This window comes from Streptomyces sp. BJ20, assembly GCF_022869105.1.
GTDB lineage: Bacteria > Actinomycetota > Actinomycetes > Streptomycetales > Streptomycetaceae > Streptomyces > Streptomyces griseoincarnatus.
In genome coordinates this window covers 7,069,758-7,087,742 of the sequence record NZ_CP094918.1, presented here as the reverse complement: position 1 = coordinate 7,087,742, position 17,985 = coordinate 7,069,758, and the positions used below count along the sequence as shown (strand labels likewise).

Below are 17,985 nucleotides of genomic sequence, written 5' to 3'. Positions count from 1 at the left end.
ATTGTGGGCTTGAGGGCCTGGGAGGTACCCCCAGGGCGATGGGGGTACCTCCCGCTCATGGGGGTCCCCCCGCTCGAGCGGAGTCGAGAGTGGGGGGAGAAGCCGAGAGTGGGCGCGGCGGCACCTCGTTGGCGCCGAGGTGCGCGAACACCCCCGGCCCGCACCGACGCCGGTGCCTGTTGTCCCTGCCCATTGTGGGCAGTCGTGCCTTGAGGGCCTGGGAGGTGCCCCATGCGATGGGGGTACCTCCCGCTCAAGAAGGTCCGCTCGCACGAGCGCGTTGGCGCCGATCCACCCCCCGGCCCGCTGGCGCCCTACGTCGAGCGTCTCTGAGGCGTCCCTGTCACAGGTGATCCACAATCCCCGGCTCCCCCGCCACCCCCGCATTACGCTCGCGTGAGGGCGGCCGCCGGTCGTCGGGCACTCGTCAGGTGGGGACTCCGCATGCGCGCACTGCGAATACTGCTCGTCATCGCCGTGGTACTCGGCGGCATCTTCGTCATCGTCGACCGCGTCGCCGTCCACTTCGCCGAGGGCGAGGCCGCCGACCGCGTCCGGGCCTCCGAGGGGCTGGCCTCCACCCCCGACGTGGACATCCAGGGCTTCCCCTTCCTCACCCAGGTGCTGGGCGGCTCGTTCGACGAGGTGCGGGTCGGCATCTCGGACTACGAGGCCGGCGCCGGCGAGGGCGGCAAGACCATCCGCATCGCCGACCTCCGCGCGGACCTGCGCGGCGTCGAGTTCTCCGGCGACTTCGGCTCCGCCGTCGCCGACAGCGCCACCGGCACGGCCACCATCGCCTACGACGAGCTGCTGCGGAACGCCAAGGCGGAGCCCACGCAGGTGGCGCCCGGCATCACCGCCGAGGTGGTGGCGCTGTCCGACGGGGGCAACGGGAAGATCAAGGTCGCGCTGGAGACCACCGTGCTCGGCACGAAGCTGCCCGAGCCGGTGACCGTGCTCAGCTCGGTGACCGTCGTCGACGGGAACACCGTGCGGGTGCGGGCGGACGCGCTGCCGGTGCTGGGCGGGGTGGAGATCGCGGAGTCGCGGGTGCGGCGGATCACCGACTTCGAGCAGAAGATCGACGGCCTGCCCGGCGGGATCAGCCTGGAGAAGGTCCAGGCGGCCGAGGACGGTGTGGACGTGACGGTGTCCGGGAAGGACGTACGCCTGGCCGGGTAGACGGAGCGGGTGTCCGGTGGGCGAGACGACCGCGTCCGCTGGACAGATGTGACGGCTCCGGGAGTGGGGGCGCGGGCGCTCGGGCGGACGGTTTTTCCGGCCGTCGTATCGGTGGATGGACGATCTCGTCTCAGTATGCGACACGCCGGTGACAGGGCCCCTCGTCCGTCCCTACGATCGTCCCCATGCAGTGTCAGACGAGCGTCCTCCGTTCGAGGGGACAGGCGGATCTCACGAAGCGGCGGGCAGTGGACCTGTGCCGTGTCGCCGCCATGCTCTGTCGCACGTTCTGAGCGGACGCGTCCTCCGTCCGCATTCCCGTTCCGTTCCCTGATCAGGGGACCCGTGCGCCGCCCGGCCCTGGGCGCTGCGCACCCCCGTACCCGCACGCCCCCCGCAACTGCCCCGGAGGAGAACAGCATGGCTCGCAGCGACGTCCTGGTCGACGCCGATTGGCTCCAGGAACACCTGGACGACCCGACCATCGCGATCGTCGAGGTGGACGAGGACACGTCCGCCTACGACAAGAACCACATCAAGAACGCCGTCCGGATCGACTGGACGCAGGACCTGCAGGACCCGGTCCGCCGTGACTTCGTCGACCAGGCCGGCTTCGAGAAGCTCCTGTCCGACAAGGGCATCGCCAACGACCACACGGTCGTCCTGTACGGCGGCAACAACAACTGGTTCGCCTCGTACGCCTACTGGTACTTCAAGCTGTACGGCCACGAGAACGTCAAGCTCCTCGACGGCGGCCGCAAGAAGTGGGAGCTCGACGCCCGCGAGCTGGTCCCCGGCGACGAGGTGCCGGAGCGCCCGAAGACGGACTACAAGGCCAAGCCGCAGGACACGTCCATCCGCGCCTTCCGCGACGACGTCGTGAACGCCATCGGCGCGCAGAACCTGGTCGACGTGCGCTCGCCCGACGAGTTCTCCGGCAAGCTGCTCGCCCCGGCCCACCTGCCGCAGGAGCAGTCGCAGCGCCCCGGCCACGTGCCGAGCGCGAAGAACATCCCGTGGTCGAAGAACGCCAACGACGACGGCACGTTCAAGTCCGACGAGGAGCTCAAGGAGCTCTACACCGAGGAGAACGTCGACCTCGCCACGGACACCATCGCCTACTGCCGCATCGGTGAGCGCTCCGCGCTGACCTGGTTCGTGCTGCACGAGCTGCTCGGCGTGGAGAACGTCAAGAACTACGACGGCTCCTGGACCGAGTACGGCTCCCTCGTCGGCGTGCCGATCGAGCTCGGCTCCGGCAAGTAATCCCCCCCCCGACCGACCTCTCAGGAGTAAGACATGTGCGGTGCGAAGGCCGGCGGCCCGGACGCCTCGACGATCAAGCCCGGTGAGACCACCATCCAGGGTCAGGTGACCCGTGACGGCGAGCCGGTGACGGGATACGTCCGTCTCCTCGACTCGACCGGCGAGTTCACCGCGGAGGTCCCCACCTCCGCGACCGGACAGTTCCGCTTCTACGCGGCGGAAGGCACCTGGACCGTCCGCGCCCTGGTGCCCGGCGGCACCGCCGACCGCACGGTCGTCGCCCAGCAGGGCGGCCTGGCCGAGGTCGCGATCGCGGTCTGAGCAGGCTCCGTACGGAGGGCCGCGTCCGTCCGGACGCGGCCCTCCGGCATGTCCGGACCTACGCTGGAGACATGTACGCGCGCAGGCGGCACGTCTACCTCGCGATGATGGGCGGCTGCATCGGGCTGTTCGTCCTGGCGTGGGGCGTCGTACGCCTCTGGTCGGTGCCCGCCGCCGTGGCGATGTGCCTGGTCGCCATGGTGATCCCGCCGGTCGCCGCGGTCGTCGCCAACCGGCGTGGCCCCGACGACCGCTGGTGGGACGATCCCACCGGCGACCCGCAGTCCGACGAGTGGTGGGACGAGCTGGACGGCAGGAAGGGGCCCCGGTAGCCCGGTCAGTACACGAGGGCCTGCGTGCCGTCCGCCATGGCCTCCTGCACGAAGACCTGCGCGCCCGCGATTCGTACGCCCTCGATCACGTCCTTCTCCGTGATGTCCCGGCGCGCGGCGCACTGCGTGCACAGCGTGACCTTGCCGGCCGCCAGCACCGAGTCCAGCAGGTCCGGCAACGGAGCGGCGTGCGGCAGTTCGAACTCCGCGGCCTTCCCCGGCAGCGCGAACCACGCCGACTCCCCGGTGAGCCACAACGACACCTCGACCCCACTGGCCGCCGCCACCGCGGCCACCGTGAACGCCTGCGAACAGCGCTCGGGTGCGTCGGCCCCGGCGGTCACCTTGATCACGAGCTTCTTCGCCATGACCGAATCGTAATCATGATCGCCACAACCCCCGTCGCCGGCTGTGGGTCTCCTGTGCGCGCGGACCGAACGCGCGTTCACTTGTTGTGGGGGACGTCTTGGAACGAACCGAGGAAGAAGCCGGCCGGCGGCGGAGAGGGCGGACCGCCGCGCTGATCGGCACCGCTCTGGTGCTGGGCCTGGTCGCCGGTACCTGCACCGGCTATCTCGTCCAGGCCGGCCGTACGCCCACTCCGCTGCCGCCGCTGTCCCAGCCGGTGCTCGCACAGGCCCGGGGCCAGGCGCCGGCGCCGCTGCCCGCCTCCCAGGACCGGCGGGTCAGGACCGACGGAGACCTGCGCGAGCTGCTGCTGAAGAAGCCGCGTGGGGCGAAGCACACGGAGTGGCTGAAGGACGGCGTCCGCTGGCTGGACCTGACCGCCCTCGCCGAGACCTGGACCGAGCCCGGCGAGGCGTTCGGCGACCTCGTGCGGGACGAGCTCCGCCGGGCGGTGATGACCGTCTGGGAGGAGGACGGATACACCGTGGAGATCCGGCTCACCCAGTTCCGTCAGGAGGAGTACACGGCGGCCACCGACGCCGCCGACGACGCGCAGCGCTGGGCCGAGGAGCTACCCAACAAGAACTGGGCGATACCCGGCACCGGCAACGGCCGGGCCTACGTGATGACCGAGCCCGAGGCCGAACCCGGCTTCGAGGACCAGTACACCGCCGAGGCGCACGCCTGGCGCGGGGACATCGCGATGAACGTGTGGGTGACGGGGCTCAAGCCCGTCCCCAAGAAGAAGATCATGGACGTGGCCGAGCGGCAGATGGAGCGGCTGTGAGCGAGACCCCCGACGAGTCCGTCCGGCCGGAAGAGCCGGACCTCCCTGCCGTGTCACGCCGCCGCCGGGTCGTCGCGGTGGCCGTGGGCGTGCTGCTGACCGGCGCGGTCGCCGCCGGCACGGGCGTCACCGCCGTGACCGTGGCGAACGCCGACCGCGATCCCGGCGCGCCCTCGTGGCAGTTCCCCAGGACCGTACCCGCGGACGGGGAGCCGCCCGAGTCGCAGAGTCTCGCCTCGCTGCTCCTCCCTTACGGGGAGGACGGCCGGATGCGAGGGCCCGACATGGGCGAGTTCGGCGCGGACGCGCAGCTCAGCGGCGCCCGCGCGACCGCACTGCAGAAGGAGGCGCTTCAAGGGCTGCCGCGGTCCGAGCGCAAGCAGCTGGAGAAGGCAATCGACCGGCGCCGCATCACCGGCATGGCGATGCGCAGCTACGTCAGCGGGGCGGACAGCCTCTACCAGGACGACGTCTACACGGCGAGCGTCGTGCTCTCGCAGATGGACAACCGGTCGGCCGTGCGCGATCTGGCCCGCTCCCAGGCGGAGTTCTTGGAGGCCCTGGACGTCCTGCGCAAAGGGCCGAGGATCGAGGGCCACAAGGGCGCGGCCTGCTTCCTGCCGCCCAAGGACCGGAAGCGGGACATCGAGGCGATGTTCTGCAGCGCACACGTCGGTGACGTCCTGGTCACCGTCACCGCGCGCGCCGTGGCGCCGATCGACGCCAGGAGCGTCGCCGGCCTGGTCCGCGAACAGCTCGACCGCATCGAGGCACCGGGGAAGGCCGTATGACCGAGCAGCAGCAGACCTCCGTCGCGGCCCTGCCCGCCGAGCCGCCGGAAGTCTCCGCCGAACCGGCCGGGCCGCCCGCGGTGCGCAAGGACCGCCGGAAGCTCCGCGCGGCCCTGCGCTGGACCGCCGCCGTCGTCGTGTTCGCCGTGGCCGGAGCCGGCACGGCGTACGGGATCACGCGCATGGAACGCACGGACGTGCCCGGTCTGGCGACGGAGTCCGACGGCCGCTGGGACTACCCGCTGCTGACGAAGCCGCCGCTGCCCTCCGGCAGCCCGGGCCCGCAGGCCGAGTCCAACCCGGCCGGCACCCACCACGCCGACCTGCGCGCCCTGCTGCTGCCCGCGCCGAAGGGGGCGGAGGAGAACAGGGCGCTGCGCGGTACGCAGGGGTGGCTGCCGGCGGACGCCTTCCTGAAGGAGATCGCGGAGAAGGAGGACCGGGACGAGTTCGGGCAGCGCCTCGTCGACTGGGGTCTGCGGCACATCGCCGCACGCGGCTGGACCACCGAGGACGGCACCCGCACCCGCATCTACCTGCTGCGGTTCGACACCGCGGCCGTGGCGGACGACAGGTTCCACGGCGTGCTCTTCCCCTACACCGGCCCCGCCCACCGGATGACCGGGACGGAGAACGTGGTCGGCGACGAGACGTTCCCGGAGGCGGCGACGGTCGCCGGCGTGCAGCGCACCGTGTACGACGAGGCGGAGCCGCGCGGCGCGGAGCACGACCGGCAGGCGTACCTCGTCTCCGGCGACGTCCTCGCGGTGGTGCTCCAGTCGCGGAAGGGGACCGCGCACGCGGTGCCGTTCCGGCAGACGGTCGTGCTGCAGAGCCAGCTGCTGGGCTGAGCCGCGCGGGGGCGGCACCTCGCACGACGGGTGCCGCCCCCGGCCGCGTAAGCTGGGGGCCGGCCCTGTGCACACCCTCGCACCCGCTCAAGGAGCACCCCGTGATCGCCTTCTTCGAAATCCTGCTGGTCCTGGTCTGCGTCGGCGTCCTCGCCTTCGCCGGACTGACCGTGAAGAAGCTGTTCCAGGGCCAGCGCTGACCGCGACCAGGAAGTACCCCTCATGATCGAGATCCCGTCCGACCTGCACAAGGACCTCGTCCCGCTCGCGTTCCTGCTCGGCAACTGGGCAGGTGCGGGCGTGCACGACTTCCCCGGTGCCGAGAAGTGCAACTTCGGCCAGGAGGTCACCTTCACCCACGACGGGCGGGACTTCCTGGAGTACGCCTCGCGCACCTGGGTGCTCGACGGCGACGGCAACAAGGTCCGCCCGCTGGAGTCGGAGCACGGCTACTGGCGCATCGACGCCGACCGCAAGATCGAGGTGACCATGGTCCGCGACGACGGCGTCGTCGAGATCTGGTACGGCGAGATGGCCGAGAAGAAGCCGCAGATCGACCTGGTCACGGACGCCGTCGCGCGCACCGCCGCCTCCGGCCCGTACACCGGCGGCAAGCGGCTCTACGGCTACGTCAAGAGCGACCTGATGTGGGTCGGCGAGAAGCAGACCCCCGAGGTCGAGCTGCGCCCCTACATGTCGGCGCACCTGAAGAAGGTCGTCACCCCGGAGGAGGTCGAGCGCTGGGCCAAGGCCCTGCCCGACGACATGCCGGACGACGGGATCGCCTTCTTCAAGTAGGCCGTCCGGCCCCGGGGCGCTCCGGGGGCCAGGCCCTAGACTCGTGGGTGTGGTGAGCACCGACTGGAAGAGCGACCTCAGGCAGCGCGGCTACCGGCTGACGCCCCAGCGCCAGCTCGTGCTCGAAGCCGTCGACACCCTGGAGCACGCGACCCCCGACGACATCCTCGTGGAAGTGAGGAAGACGGCGTCGGGGGTCAACATCTCCACCGTGTACCGCACGCTGGAGCTCCTCGAGGAGCTGGGCCTGGTCAGCCACGCCCACCTCGGGCACGGCGCGCCGACCTACCACCTCGCCGACCGCCACCACCATCTGCACCTGGTCTGCCGTGACTGCACCAAGGTGATCGAGGCGGACGTGGAGGTGGCCGCCGAGTTCACGGAGAAGCTGAGGCACACCTTCGGCTTCGACACCGACATGAAGCACTTCGCGATCTTCGGCCGGTGCCAGGACTGTGCCCTGAAGACTTCAACTACCGAGTCGTAGGCTAGGCGTATGAAAAGCCCCCTGCTGACCCTGCCCGGCGCCGTCCCCGCCGAGGGCGTGGACGAAGGCGTGGCCGCCCACTACGGCGACCTGTTCCGTGAGCAGCGCGCCCTCGCCGACGGCACCGGCTTCGTCGACCTGTCCCACCGCGGGGTCGTCACCGTCTCCGGCCCCGAGCGGCTCGGCTGGCTCCACCTGCTGCTCACCCAGCACGTCCAGGAGCTGCCCCCGCACGAGGCCACCGAGGCGCTGATCCTGTCCGCCAACGGCCACATCGAGCACGCGCTCTACCTGGTCGACGACGGGGAGACGACCTGGGCGCACGTCGAGCCCGGCACCCAGGAGGCGCTGGTCGCGTACCTGGAGTCGATGAAGTTCTTCTACCGGGTCGAGGTCGCCGACCGCACCGAGGACATCGCGGTGGTGCACCTGCCCGCCGGGTCCATCGCCGAGGTGCCCGAGGGCGCGGCGGTGCGCGAGACGCCGTACGGCAGGGACCTCTTCCTGCCCCGCGGCGAACTGGAGGAGTTCGCGCGCACGGCGGGGCCCGCCGCCGGTCTCCTCGCCTACGAGGCGCTGCGCGTCGAGCAGCACCGCCCCCGGCTCGGCTTCGAGACCGACCACCGCACCATCCCGCACGAGCTGGGCTGGATCGGCTCCGCCGTGCATCTGCAGAAGGGCTGCTACCGCGGCCAGGAGACCGTCGCCCGCGTCCAGAACCTGGGCAAGCCGCCGCGCCGGCTGGTCTTCCTGCACCTGGACGGCAGCGAGGTGCACCTGCCCGCGCCGGGCACCGAGCTGCGTCTCGCCGACGACGGGCCCGACGGCCGGAAGATCGGCTTCATCACCACCTCCGTACGCCACCACGAGTTGGGCCCGGTCGCCCTCGCCCTGGTGAAGCGGAACGTCCCGGTCGACGCCCGGCTGCTGGCCGGGGACACGGCCGCCGCGCAGGAGACCGTCGTCGAGCCCTGAGTTCCCGGTCCGTAGGCCCGGTGCCGGTGCGGCTCACATCTCCAGCAGCACGGTGAACGGGCCGTCGTTCGTCAGCGACACCCGCATCTGCGCGCCGAACCGGCCCGTCGCCACCGTCGCGCCCAGCGCGCGCAGCTGCGCCACCACCTCGTCGACCAGCGGCTCGGCGAGGTCACCGGGGGCAGCCGCGTTCCAGGTGGGGCGGCGGCCCTTCCGGGCGTCCCCGTAGAGGGTGAACTGGCTGATCACCAGGAGCGGGGCGCCGATGTCGCTGCAGGATCTCTCGTCCTTCAGCATCCGGATCGACCACAGCTTGCGGGCGAGCTGCGCCGCCTTCTCCTCGGTGTCCTCGTGGGTGACGCCGACCAGGACGCACAGGCCCTCGCCCTCGATCGCCCCCACGGTCTCGCCGTCCACGACGACGCTCGCGCCGTCCACCCTCTGCACCACCGCACGCATACGCCCATGATGCCGGTCCGCGAACAGACGCCCGACGGCGGCCCGCGATCCACCCCGGTCGGGCTATTTTTACTCCTTAGCGCCCATCTGGGGCGGATCTGGGTCACTCGCTCACATTGCGGCCGCCAGGGGTGGCACGATGCTGGCACATGCCGGTCGAGGGGACGGTTGAGGCACATGAGCACATCGGGGATCGGGCAGTCGTCCGCGGCTGTCGCGTTGGCCCAGGAGTTGACGCAAGGGGGCGCCGGGGAACGGGAGTTCCGCCGGCCGCCCGTGCAGCGCACGGACAGCCCTGCGCTGTTCGGGGACAGAGCGGAGGACGAACTGACCGGGCTGAGCCTGGCCGAGCTGCGCACGATGCGGCGGGACGCGCAGCGCGACGAGGCCGACCTCAGCTACGTACGGAGACTGCTGCAGGGGCGGATCGACATCCTGCGCGCGGAGCTGGCCCGGCGGGAGCTGCCGGCAGGGGTGCCGGCGGCCGTCGCGCCGGGGGAGGCCTCCGTCGTGGAGCGGCTGCCGGAGATCCTGCGGGACACCCCCGCGCGCCACCGTTCCTCCGCCCGCCATTTGACGCTGGGCACACCGCGGAGCGAGGAGTACCGGCGGCTGGCCTCCGAGATGCTCGCCGAGGTGGAGCTCTCCGACCTGGGCGCGCGCACGGACGGCGAGCTGCACACCGCGATGGGCCGGCTGGTGGGGTACGAGCAGCAGGTGTCGCGCCGCCGGCAGCGGCTGCAGCGCACCGCCGACGCGTGCGGGGCGGAGATCACCCGGCGCTACCGGGAGGGGGAGGCGCAGGTCGACGACCTGCTCGTATGAGGTCCGGGTCGCGGTGAAACCACGTCGACACCTGCCGGGAGGCCGACTTACCGTGACCCCATGACCTCCCGTGCCGACATCGACGTACGCCCCATCGACGCATCCGAGTTCCCCGACTGGCAGCGGGCCATGAACATCGGGTTCCTGCATCAGCCGGCCCTGAGTGAGGAGGTCCTCGACGCGCGCCGGGCGCAGTTCACGCCCGGCCGGTCGACGGGGGCCTTCGACGGAGGGCGGTGCGTCGCGACGTTCCGCTCCTTCGCCCAGGAGCTCACGGCGGTCGGCGGGGCGGCCGTCCCGGCCGACGCGGTCACCAACGTCACCGTCTCCCCGACCCACCGCCGGCGCGGCCTCCTGACGCGGATGATGGCGCAGGACCTGGCGGCGGCCAAGGAGCGCGGGGACGTCGTCGCCACGCTGATCGCCGCCGAGTACCCGATCTACGGACGGTACGGCTTCGGCCCCGCCACCTGGGCCACCGAGTGGACGATCGACGTGCCGCGCGCCGGGCTCGACCCCCGCTGGGCGGGCCCGGAGGACGGCGGCCGGATCGACCTGGTGGACGCCGAGGACATCCGCAAGCACGGCCCCGAGCTGTACGAGCGACTGCGCCGGTCCCAGCCGGGCGCCGTGAGCCGCGACGCGTTGTGGTGGAAGGCCACCACGGGCGCCGTGCGCTTCCACGCGACGTTCCACGAGCCGTACTACGTGATCCACCGTTCGGCCTCCGGCGAGGTCGAGGGCATCGCCGCCTACACCGCGGACGACAAGTGGGGCGACGGCAAGCAGCCGCTGAACACGGTCCGGGTGAAGTGGCTGACCGGAGTGACCCCCGCCGCCGAGCGGACGCTGTGGCGCTACCTGTGCTCGATCGACTGGGTGGTCGCCGTGAAGACCGGCTACCGCGCGCCGGACGACCTCCTTCCGCACTTTCTGCCCGACCCGCGCGCCGCCGCCGTCACCACCCAGGCCGACTGGCTGTGGGTGCGCATCCTCGACGTCGAACGGGCCCTGGAGGCGCGGACGTACGGGGCGTCGGGGGCGCTGGTGCTGGAGGTGGCCGACGCGGGCGGCCTGGCCGGCGGGCGGTACCGGCTGGAGGTGTCGGCGGACGGCGCCGGGACCTGCGCGCCGACGACGGAGAACCCGGATCTCTTGCTGGACGTCGCGGATCTGGCGACACTGTGGCTCGGCGACGAGTCGGCGGTGCGGCTCGCGGCACTGGGCCGGGTCCGGGAAGAACGAGCGGGCGCCGCCCGTCAGGCCGACGCCCTGCTGCGTACGTCCAGGCGACCGTGGTGCCCGGACATCTTCTGAGCGCGGACGCTTCCGCGCCTTCGGTGCCGCTTCCTCCTTCCGCCGGTGACGGGTGGGCGTGATCTGCATCCGTAGCGAGCTGTTCAGTTGTGGTTGTGGGTGTGGTGCTCCGTCGGCGGGCTCCCGGCTCCCCTCCGGAAGGGAGCCCGGCCGGCGGTCCGTGCGGAGTGCCGTCAGCCGGACTGGGCGAACAGCATCACGAGGATGACCGCGCCGATGCCGCCGATCATGGTGTTGCGCGCCTTGATGCCCACCGTGAGGGCGACGAAGGCGATGATCCCCATCGGGCCGTACTTCCACTGGACGAGCTGCTCGAAGCCGATGGCCAGGGCGGCGACGACGACGGCGATGAGCGGCATGGCGGTCCCCCTTTGTCCGGCGGCCTCCTCACCGCCCTCCTGATGAGCCAACCCCTGTATGGGTCTGCCAGGTTGGGCGAGTTGGTGACCAACTTGTTCTTAGTTATCTCCACTTGGAAGAGTCCTATAACCACCCTTCGTTGAACTGCCGCAAGATGGCGAGAAGTTGTAGTGTTTGGCCGTGGAGCCGGAACACGCCTCCGTCAATGGACGGAAGAAGCCACAGCGGCCACAGCGGACGCATCGTGAGGTGGCCGACGAGCTGCGCGCCCGGATCCGGTCCGGAGTGCTGCGGCCGGGGCAGCGCATGCCCACGCAGGCGCAGCTGGCCGCCGAGTTCGGCGTCGAGCGGCAGGCCGTGCGGGGCGCGTTGCGCATCCTGCAGTCGGAGCATCTGCTGACGAACATCTCCAAAGGGGCGCCCGCGACGGTCGCGGAGCGGGCCGACCGTGCTCCGGCGGGCCCAGCGGCCCCGCCGCAGCCCACCACGGTGGCGCTCGCACCCCGGATAGCCTCCGCCTTCGAGGCCGAGCACGTGCACATCGACGCCGTCTGCCTCACCGCCGTCTCCCTCACGCTCGCCATGGGCGAGCCGCTGCGGCAGATCTACGCCGGGCGGCTGAAACCGGCCAAGGTCGACGTCCGCGTGCTGCTGCCCAGCCGGAGCATCGACCTGGCCTTCCCGGTGCCGGTCGGCGGGCGGCAGGGCCACGACGACCCGGTGCACGAGCGCTGGCTGGCCCAGCGCAACGCCCAGGGGCAGGTACTCCGCCACAACCTGCTCGCCCTGCGCGCGACGCACGGGATCGACGTGCGCGTGACCTTCCGGGCGCTGCCCTTCACCCCGCCGGTGAAGCTGTATCTGCTCAACAACACCGAGGCGCTGTTCGCCTACTACACGGTGACCCGCAGCGAGGCGCAGATCGGCCAGGAGAGCCTGCCGACGTACGACGCGCAGGGCGTACGGTCGATGCTGTTCGCCTTCGAGCAGGGCGACGGCCTGCGCGACACGACCTTCGTGGAACAGTCCCACCTGTGGTTCAACGCACTGTGGGAGACGATCAGTTCGGAGCTGGAGCTCACGGACTGACGTCTCCCACAGGGGTCGCATCGGGCCGGCCACGGTCCCGTGGCGGGCGGGGCGGGCCGGTCACAGGGCGGGGCGGGCCACGAGCAGCGCCAGCAGCACCGCTCCGGCGGAGCTGACGCCCGGCCGCTTCGCGTGGATGCCCACGGTGACCAGCAGCAGGCCGAGGAGGCCGGCCGCGCCGTACTTCCACTGGACGAGCTGCTCGACGGTGACGACGACGACGGCGGAGATCAGGGCGATGACGGGCATGGTGTACCCCCTTCGGGCGGAGACGGTGAGACGGGGCGATGGCGCCGGCGGCCCTGAGCGGTGGGGGTCTGACGAGCGGAACGCTAACTTCCGCCAACTCCATCAAGTTGGCAACCAACTTCATTAGAGTTGTCCCCACTTGGGTCCTACTCATAAACAACTTCCAAGCAACTGCCTTTAGATGGATCAAAGTTGTAGCGTTTGGTCGTGGCCCAGGAGAACGTGTCAGTGAACGGCAGCAGCAGGCTCTCGGCCCAGGAGATCGCCGACATCCTGCGGGAACGCATCCGCGGCGGTGCGCTGAAGGCGGGCGACCGGCTGCCCACGCAGGCCGAGCTGGCCGAGGAGTTCGGCGTGGAGCGCGGCACCGTCCGCCAAGCCCTGCGCGCCCTCCAGGACGACGGGCTCCTCAGCAACGTCAGCAAGGGCAGCCCGCCCCGGATCGCCGCGCCCGCCCCGGCCCGGGAGGAGCCCCAGCCGACGATGGTGGGGCTGGCGCCCCGGCTGACGGAGGCGTTCTCCGCGCCCCGCGTGCGGATCGACGCCGTGTGCCTCACCGCGGAGAGCTTCATGCTGGCGGTCGGCGAGCCGGTCCGGCACATCCACGAGAGCCGCATCCGCCCGGAGGCGATCGACGTCCGCATCATGCTGCCGTCCCGGCGGATCAACCTCGCCTTCCCGGTGCCGGTCGAGGGCCGCGACGCGCGCGACGAGGACCCGGTGCACGAACGGTGGCTGGCCCAGCGCAACTCCCAGGCCCGCGTGCTCCAGCACAACCTCCAGGCGCTGCGTGCCACGCACGGCATCGACGTGCACGTGTCCTTCCGGGCGCTGCCCTTCACCCCGCCGGTGAAGCTGTACCTGCTCAACGGCGAGGAGGCGCTGATCGGCTACTACATGCTGACCCGCCGCGAGGAGGAGTGGGAGAGCCAGACCCTGGAGATGTACGACGCCCTCGGCTCCGCCTCCCTCCTCTTCTCCTTCGCCAAGCGGGCCGGGCGGCGGGACCAGGCGTTCGTGGAGGAATCCCAGAAGTGGTTCGACGCCCTCTGGGAAACCATCACGACGGACCTGACACTCTCCTAGTGACTTCTGAGACGCAGCAGACTGAATCGGTGACAACCGAGACCGAGACGGAACCGAACGACCTGCGGAACCTGATCGAAGGCGCCCGAGTCGTGCTGTGGGACTTCGACGGCCCCGTCTGCCGGCTGTTCGCGGGCCACTCCGCCGAGCGGGTGGCCCGGGACCTGGTGGACTGGCTGGAGGGGCGGGGGCTGCACGGGCTGCTGGACGAGCCCGCGCGCGAGTCCCTCGACCCGCACGTCGTCCTGCGCGCGGTGGACCGCCGGCACCCCGGCAGCGACCTCGTCGCGGAACTCGAGGAACGTCTCACCCAGGAGGAGCTGAAGGCCGCGGCCTCCGCCCGGCCGACGCCGTACGCCGACCCCCTGGTCCGCACCTGGACGGCGGTGGGCGCCCGCCTGGCCATCACCACGAACAACTCGCCGCGGGTGGTGAAGGAGTACCTGACGTCCAGGGGTCTGCTGCCGTGCTTCGCCCCGCACCTCTACGGGCGCACCCAGGAACTCAGTTACCTGAAGCCGCATCCGCACTGCGTCCAGCGGGCGTTGAACGCGATGGGCGCGGCTCCGTCGACTGCTCTGATGATCGGGGACACCCCGTCCGACTTCCTCGCGGCGCGTGCGGCGGGGGTGCCGTTCCTGGGGTACGCCCGGAACGAGCGGAAGACCAAGGTACTGGAGGAGGCGGGGGCGGAGATGATCGTGGGCTCGCTGGAGCCGGTGCTGAAGGCGGTGCGGGAGGCCGGTCAGGCCTGAATCATCAGCGCGGTGAGCAGTACGGCCGCCCCGACGGCGAGGCCCTCACGGCGGGCGCGCATGCCCACGCCTACGAGAAGGAGCAGAAGCAGGCCGAGCACGCCCAGCCGCGTCTCGGCCAGCAGACTCACCAGCATCTCGCCGAGCGCGGTGATCAACTGAAGGCGGTACATGAGCCGACCATCTCCCCTCCACTTCCCGGCACCGTCCGGAAGCACTCAACTCGCGGTCCAATTGGACTGGTTGGCCTGGAATCTGTCTGCCCGGACCGGTTGATCCCTTAACCAACAGTCCGCCCCGCTGAGGGACTTGTGGACGGTTGGTTTGCCGGTGGGCCGAAAGCGGTACGTTCCGGTCGTGGCCGGGAGGGGTGACGAGTCAAGCGGCGGCGGTGGGCGGGAGGCTCAGCGGGTCGCCGACGAGTTGCGCGCGCGGATCGGGCATCTCTATCCCCTGCACTCCTTCCTGCCCGCGCAGCGCGCCCTTGCCACGGAACTGGGAGTGTCCCGCGACACGCTGCAGCGGGCGCTGCGTGAGCTGGCGAACGAGGGCTGGATCGAGTCCCGCCGGGGCAGCGGCTCGCGGGTGGTCAAGGTCCAGCGCATACAGTCCTCGACGGCCAAGGCGACCCGCGTGCGCGGCCAGGTGACGCTGGCGCCCTTCATCAGCGAGGCCTTCGAGCAGCCGGAGGTGACGCTCGACGTCTACACGCTGACGTCGGAGTCCCTCGACGCCCACATCCGGCTCCAGTCGGAACGCATCCGCGGTGGCTTCATCTCGCCCCAGCGCATCACGCTCCGTATGCTCCTTCCGGACCCGTCACTTCCGCTGCCGTATCCGCGGGTGAAGGCGAATGAGGACGACGCTCGGATGCGGGCACGGCTGCGGGCCATTACCGAGACACACACCGCCTCGCTGGTCGGCGCGCTGAGGGACCTGCAGATCGAGGGGCTGGTTCCCTCCGTCACCGTGCGGGTCCAGCACACGCCCCTCACCCCGACCTTCAAGCTCTACCTGCTCAACGAGGTCGAGGCGCTGCACGGGATGTACGAGATCATCGAGCGCCAGCTGGAGCTGGCGGACGGTGAGGTGGTGACCGCGCTGGACGTGCTGGGGCTGGGTGCGACCCTCACCCACCATGTGAAGAATCCGGCCGATGCCGGCGCTCCCGGAACCGTGTTCGTGGACAGCATGCAGCAGTGGTTCACGTCCGTGTGGAAACACCTCGCCCAGTGACCGTGGTGCTGTACGATTCCGGCCACCGATTGAGCAAAAGCTCTCCCCCCGTTCGTACCAGGGAGCACATCAGCGACTGGGACGGGCTTCCGTGACTCGGGCATTCGGGTGACACCCTGCTGCCCGGGTGTCAGACGCCGTGCGGTTGACTTCCGCATGCGGAAACGGAGGTCGCATGCCTACCGTCATTTGTGTCTCCCTCGTACGTCACGGAGCGGCCAGTGGGCGCACCACCTCTTCCCCGACCGGCCCTCGGGGTGCCCACTTCACCGGACGACCGGCTCGGCGACCTCGTGGAACGCGCCACCCTGTGCGGTACGGCAGCCAGCGGTCACCACAACCAGAACTACGTGCTGGCACTGAACGAACCTGAGGCGCGGTTACTCGGCCGTGAGCCGGGGACATCGGTGACGGTGCGCATCCGCCGGGCCGAAGCGCTGTCGGTGGTGATCAGAACCTGGGACAACGAGGAAGAGATCCTCGGGGCGGTCAAAGACGTACTGCCGCACGTGCCGCAGTGCCTTGCCAAGGGACCGGACTTCGCCGTCCACAGCTATGTGGAAGGCGTTCCGCTGTCGAGCATCTGCGCCAACGGGAAGCCCTTGGACACCCTGCTCGTGCGGGCACTGACCGGACTGCTGGCCCAGATGACCCGGGTCAGACGCAGCTCTCTGCCGCCCCTGCCGCCCCACTGGCCGAGCAACGACACCGACAGTCAGGCGTTCCTGCGCACCCTCGCCCACCTCGCGGACGAGCAGATCCGCCGGGCCAATTGGACCGCCTTCGGTGGGCTGTTCGCGGCGCTGGGCATCCCCGAGGACGCCCTGGTCCGGCTGGCCGAGCGCACCCCCGCCATGGCGCGGCGGCCGTACAGCCTGCTCCACGCCGACCTGCACCGTGACAATGTGATCGTCTCCTACGGCGAATCGCTTCCTCTCATCTGTGTCGACTGGGAGCTGGCAACGTACGGAGACCCCCTCCACGACCTGGCGACCCATCTGGTGCGCATGCAGTACCCGGATCACCAGTGGCCCGAGGTGATCGGCGCCTGGGAGTCCGCCATGCGCCGCGTCCGTCCGGCGGCCGTCAACGGGCTGGGCAAGGATCTGAAGCATTACCTCGAATTCGAGCGCGCGCAGTCCGTTTTCCCGGACGTCATGCGGGCGGCGCAGTCCCTCGAGCAGGCGTACTCGCAGAAGAACCTGGACGAGGCGACGGCGGAGGTGGACCGGGCTCTGCGGGCGGCCGCGCGACCGCTGGGACTGCGGAGCGTGCCCGGGCCGAAGGAGATCGAGCGGGCGCTGTTCCGCTGGCTGCTGTCCCGCGGTGTGAGCAGCGCCCACGTCGTCGAGTGGTCGCCGGACCGGCGCCTCGCACCGGCCGGCCACTTCGGTGACAGGGAAGTCCGCGACGCCCTGTCGGTTGAGGGCGCGGCACCGGCCAGCCGTGTCTTCAAGGGCACGGTCCACCTCAACACCGTGGTCCGGGTGCCCGGGGTCTGCCACCCGGTCGTCGTACGGCGCAGGCTGCCCGACGTCACCCGGCGCGAGCCGCACTTCCTCAGCGAGCACGCCGTGCTGCGCGGCATCGAGGAGGCGGGCGTCGCCGTGAACGCGCCCAAGGCCCTGGCGCTGGGCGAGACGTACCCGAACGATCACTTCGCGATCCACACCTACATGGGTCCGGAGGACGTCGACCGCCCCCCGAACCACCCGGTGCACGGCCTTCTGCCCCACGAGGCGGACACGTTGGTGGACCAGCTGTGCGCCCTGACCCAGGTGGACTACAAGCAGATCGACCCGGTGGCCGACGAGCCGGGCTTCCACTACTGGCTCAAGGACGAGCTGGTCCGCCTCGTCCAGGCGCTGCCGAGGAAGACCCAGCAGCTCGCCCGGCAGCTCGGTCTCCCGGACGCCGGCCGGCTCGACCAGATCCTGTCCCGGCAGGAGGTCAGCCACCGGGAGCACTCCCTCCTCCACGGCGACCTCAACCCCTGGAACCTGGTGCGCCGGGACGGCGGGCTGAGCATCATCGACTGGGAGATGGCCCTCATCGGCGACCCTCTGTACGACCTGGTCCGGCACATGCACCTCACCCCGACCCGCCCGGAGATCCGGGACCGCATGTTCCGCCGCTGGGAGCGCAGCCTCCCGCCCGAGTACACGCGCGGCTGGCGGAAGGACTGGCAGGTGTACCGACGCCTGGAGGTCGTCCGCTCCGCCTACATCGACCTCGACCGCATCGTCACCGGAGCGAGCCTCGACGCCCCCAACGTCCGCCGCGCGGTCGCCTCCTACGCGGTGACCCTGACGGTCGCCACGGGAGCCCTGGGGCTGCCGGTGCGGGCGACGGCGAACCCCTACCTCGCCCGCGCCCTGGTCTGAGGCCGGCGCGACCTGGCCGGGTGC

Annotated in this window: 22 protein-coding genes; 17 read left to right on the top strand and 5 right to left on the bottom strand. The window is 70.8% G+C overall.

Annotated elements, in window-relative coordinates; genetic code table 11:
• Positions 1 to 444: 444 nt before the first annotated feature.
• The 4 genes from MTR79_RS31935 to MTR79_RS31920 all read left to right on the top strand — a co-directional run bounded on the left by MTR79_RS31935 (position 445) and on the right by MTR79_RS31920 (position 3,104).
• Entirely contained in the window at positions 445 to 1,185 is a 741-nt protein-coding gene (locus MTR79_RS31935; protein ID WP_086703862.1) for a DUF2993 domain-containing protein, read from the top strand.
• Between the two features lie 420 nt (positions 1,186 to 1,605).
• Positions 1,606 to 2,451, top strand: a complete 846-nt coding sequence (locus MTR79_RS31930; protein ID WP_048458958.1) for a sulfurtransferase — start codon at positions 1,606 to 1,608, stop codon at positions 2,449 to 2,451.
• A 33-nt stretch (positions 2,452 to 2,484) separates the two neighbouring features.
• Positions 2,485 to 2,772, top strand: coding sequence for a DUF1416 domain-containing protein (locus MTR79_RS31925; RefSeq protein WP_004986406.1), 288 nt, complete (start codon positions 2,485 to 2,487; stop codon positions 2,770 to 2,772).
• A 71-nt stretch (positions 2,773 to 2,843) separates the two neighbouring features.
• Complete coding sequence (locus MTR79_RS31920) at positions 2,844 to 3,104, top strand: DUF3099 domain-containing protein (RefSeq protein ID WP_086703860.1); 261 nt, start codon at positions 2,844 to 2,846, stop codon at positions 3,102 to 3,104.
• Positions 3,105 to 3,109: 5 nt separating this feature from the next.
• Here MTR79_RS31920 and MTR79_RS31915 read toward each other — a convergent pair whose 3' ends face one another.
• A complete protein-coding gene (locus MTR79_RS31915; protein WP_086703859.1) occupies positions 3,110 to 3,472 on the bottom strand; it encodes a DsrE family protein in 363 nt (120 codons plus the stop codon).
• Between the two features lie 98 nt (positions 3,473 to 3,570).
• On the opposite strand from MTR79_RS31915, the gene MTR79_RS31910 reads away from it, so the two are divergent.
• The 6 genes from MTR79_RS31910 (at position 3,571) to MTR79_RS31885 (ending at position 8,201) form a co-directional block, all read left to right on the top strand.
• Positions 3,571 to 4,299, top strand: coding sequence for a hypothetical protein (locus tag MTR79_RS31910; protein WP_189366569.1), 729 nt, complete (start codon positions 3,571 to 3,573; stop codon positions 4,297 to 4,299).
• On the top strand, positions 4,296 to 5,090 hold the full coding sequence (locus MTR79_RS31905) for a hypothetical protein (RefSeq protein WP_244792765.1): 795 nt from the start codon (positions 4,296 to 4,298) through the stop codon (positions 5,088 to 5,090). Before MTR79_RS31910 ends, MTR79_RS31905 begins: the two co-directional genes overlap by 4 nt.
• The gene (locus tag MTR79_RS31900) at positions 5,087 to 5,941 is read left to right on the top strand and encodes a hypothetical protein (RefSeq protein ID WP_189366571.1); all 855 of its coding nucleotides are present in this window, start codon (positions 5,087 to 5,089) and stop codon (positions 5,939 to 5,941) included. Before MTR79_RS31905 ends, MTR79_RS31900 begins: the two co-directional genes overlap by 4 nt.
• A 222-nt stretch (positions 5,942 to 6,163) precedes the next feature.
• Positions 6,164 to 6,739, top strand: coding sequence for an FABP family protein (locus tag MTR79_RS31895; RefSeq protein ID WP_048458962.1), 576 nt, complete (start codon positions 6,164 to 6,166; stop codon positions 6,737 to 6,739).
• A gap of 49 nt (positions 6,740 to 6,788) precedes the next feature.
• On the top strand, positions 6,789 to 7,226 hold the full coding sequence (locus MTR79_RS31890) for a transcriptional repressor (RefSeq protein ID WP_189366572.1): 438 nt from the start codon (positions 6,789 to 6,791) through the stop codon (positions 7,224 to 7,226).
• Positions 7,227 to 7,235: 9 nt separating this feature from the next.
• A complete protein-coding gene (locus MTR79_RS31885; protein WP_244792763.1) occupies positions 7,236 to 8,201 on the top strand; it encodes a folate-binding protein in 966 nt (321 codons plus the stop codon).
• Positions 8,202 to 8,234: 33 nt separating this feature from the next.
• Here MTR79_RS31885 and dtd read toward each other — a convergent pair whose 3' ends face one another.
• A complete protein-coding gene (gene dtd, locus MTR79_RS31880) occupies positions 8,235 to 8,660 on the bottom strand; it encodes a D-aminoacyl-tRNA deacylase (RefSeq protein ID WP_086703852.1) in 426 nt (141 codons plus the stop codon).
• Between the two features lie 177 nt (positions 8,661 to 8,837).
• Here dtd and MTR79_RS31875 point away from each other — a divergent pair, with 177 nt between their 5' ends.
• Both MTR79_RS31875 and MTR79_RS31870 read left to right on the top strand, forming a co-directional pair.
• Positions 8,838 to 9,485: an aerial mycelium formation protein gene (locus MTR79_RS31875; RefSeq protein WP_107500477.1), complete on the top strand. Its 648-nt coding sequence runs from the start codon at positions 8,838 to 8,840 to the stop codon at positions 9,483 to 9,485.
• Positions 9,486 to 9,545: 60 nt separating this feature from the next.
• Positions 9,546 to 10,802, top strand: coding sequence for a GNAT family N-acetyltransferase (locus MTR79_RS31870; protein ID WP_244792761.1), 1,257 nt, complete (start codon positions 9,546 to 9,548; stop codon positions 10,800 to 10,802).
• A 173-nt stretch (positions 10,803 to 10,975) separates the two neighbouring features.
• Here MTR79_RS31870 and MTR79_RS31865 read toward each other — a convergent pair whose 3' ends face one another.
• A complete protein-coding gene (locus MTR79_RS31865; protein WP_048458968.1) occupies positions 10,976 to 11,161 on the bottom strand; it encodes a hypothetical protein in 186 nt (61 codons plus the stop codon).
• A gap of 175 nt (positions 11,162 to 11,336) precedes the next feature.
• On the opposite strand from MTR79_RS31865, the gene MTR79_RS31860 reads away from it, so the two are divergent.
• Positions 11,337 to 12,251: a GntR family transcriptional regulator gene (locus tag MTR79_RS31860; RefSeq protein WP_244792759.1), complete on the top strand. Its 915-nt coding sequence runs from the start codon at positions 11,337 to 11,339 to the stop codon at positions 12,249 to 12,251.
• A 60-nt stretch (positions 12,252 to 12,311) separates the two neighbouring features.
• On the opposite strand, the gene MTR79_RS31855 is transcribed toward MTR79_RS31860, so the two are convergent.
• Positions 12,312 to 12,500, bottom strand: coding sequence for a hypothetical protein (locus MTR79_RS31855; RefSeq protein ID WP_048458970.1), 189 nt, complete (start codon positions 12,498 to 12,500; stop codon positions 12,312 to 12,314).
• A 201-nt stretch (positions 12,501 to 12,701) separates the two neighbouring features.
• Between MTR79_RS31855 and MTR79_RS31850 the strand changes: the two genes are divergently transcribed.
• Both MTR79_RS31850 and MTR79_RS31845 read left to right on the top strand, forming a co-directional pair.
• On the top strand, positions 12,702 to 13,586 hold the full coding sequence (locus MTR79_RS31850) for a winged helix-turn-helix domain-containing protein (protein ID WP_078895213.1): 885 nt from the start codon (positions 12,702 to 12,704) through the stop codon (positions 13,584 to 13,586).
• Positions 13,587 to 13,615: 29 nt separating this feature from the next.
• Positions 13,616 to 14,341: an HAD-IA family hydrolase gene (locus tag MTR79_RS31845; protein ID WP_086701749.1), complete on the top strand. Its 726-nt coding sequence runs from the start codon at positions 13,616 to 13,618 to the stop codon at positions 14,339 to 14,341.
• Here MTR79_RS31845 and MTR79_RS31840 read toward each other — a convergent pair.
• On the bottom strand, positions 14,332 to 14,514 hold the full coding sequence (locus MTR79_RS31840; RefSeq protein ID WP_086701750.1) for a hypothetical protein: 183 nt from the start codon (positions 14,512 to 14,514) through the stop codon (positions 14,332 to 14,334). The genes MTR79_RS31845 and MTR79_RS31840 overlap by 10 nt on opposite strands.
• Before the next feature lie 184 nt (positions 14,515 to 14,698).
• Between MTR79_RS31840 and MTR79_RS31835 the strand changes: the two genes are divergently transcribed.
• The gene (locus tag MTR79_RS31835) at positions 14,699 to 15,577 is read left to right on the top strand and encodes a winged helix-turn-helix domain-containing protein (RefSeq protein ID WP_086701752.1); all 879 of its coding nucleotides are present in this window, start codon (positions 14,699 to 14,701) and stop codon (positions 15,575 to 15,577) included.
• 257 nt (positions 15,578 to 15,834) lie between these two features.
• Entirely contained in the window at positions 15,835 to 17,961 is a 2,127-nt protein-coding gene (locus MTR79_RS31830; protein ID WP_244792756.1) for an aminoglycoside phosphotransferase family protein, read from the top strand.
• Positions 17,962 to 17,985: the final 24 nt, after the last annotated feature.

Bases quoted from the DNA above. Each gene is read 5' to 3' on its own strand.
- dtd (WP_086703852.1), bottom strand. From the start codon at position 8,660: ATGCGTGCGGTGGTGCAGAGGGTGGACGGCGCGAGCGTCGTCGTGGAC.
- MTR79_RS31915 (WP_086703859.1), bottom strand. From the start codon at position 3,472: ATGGCGAAGAAGCTCGTGATCAAGGTGACCGCCGGGGCCGACGCACCC.
- MTR79_RS31895 (WP_048458962.1), top strand. From the start codon at position 6,164: ATGATCGAGATCCCGTCCGACCTGCACAAGGACCTCGTCCCGCTCGCG.
- MTR79_RS31875 (WP_107500477.1), top strand. From the start codon at position 8,838: ATGAGCACATCGGGGATCGGGCAGTCGTCCGCGGCTGTCGCGTTGGCC.
- MTR79_RS31935 (WP_086703862.1), top strand. From the start codon at position 445: ATGCGCGCACTGCGAATACTGCTCGTCATCGCCGTGGTACTCGGCGGC.
- MTR79_RS31930 (WP_048458958.1), top strand. From the start codon at position 1,606: ATGGCTCGCAGCGACGTCCTGGTCGACGCCGATTGGCTCCAGGAACAC.
- MTR79_RS31870 (WP_244792761.1), top strand. From the start codon at position 9,546: ATGACCTCCCGTGCCGACATCGACGTACGCCCCATCGACGCATCCGAG.
- MTR79_RS31865 (WP_048458968.1), bottom strand. From the start codon at position 11,161: ATGCCGCTCATCGCCGTCGTCGTCGCCGCCCTGGCCATCGGCTTCGAG.
- MTR79_RS31900 (WP_189366571.1), top strand. From the start codon at position 5,087: ATGACCGAGCAGCAGCAGACCTCCGTCGCGGCCCTGCCCGCCGAGCCG.
- MTR79_RS31855 (WP_048458970.1), bottom strand. From the start codon at position 12,500: ATGCCCGTCATCGCCCTGATCTCCGCCGTCGTCGTCGTCACCGTCGAG.
- MTR79_RS31925 (WP_004986406.1), top strand. From the start codon at position 2,485: ATGTGCGGTGCGAAGGCCGGCGGCCCGGACGCCTCGACGATCAAGCCC.
- MTR79_RS31840 (WP_086701750.1), bottom strand. From the start codon at position 14,514: ATGTACCGCCTTCAGTTGATCACCGCGCTCGGCGAGATGCTGGTGAGT.
- MTR79_RS31920 (WP_086703860.1), top strand. From the start codon at position 2,844: ATGTACGCGCGCAGGCGGCACGTCTACCTCGCGATGATGGGCGGCTGC.
- MTR79_RS31885 (WP_244792763.1), top strand. From the start codon at position 7,236: ATGAAAAGCCCCCTGCTGACCCTGCCCGGCGCCGTCCCCGCCGAGGGC.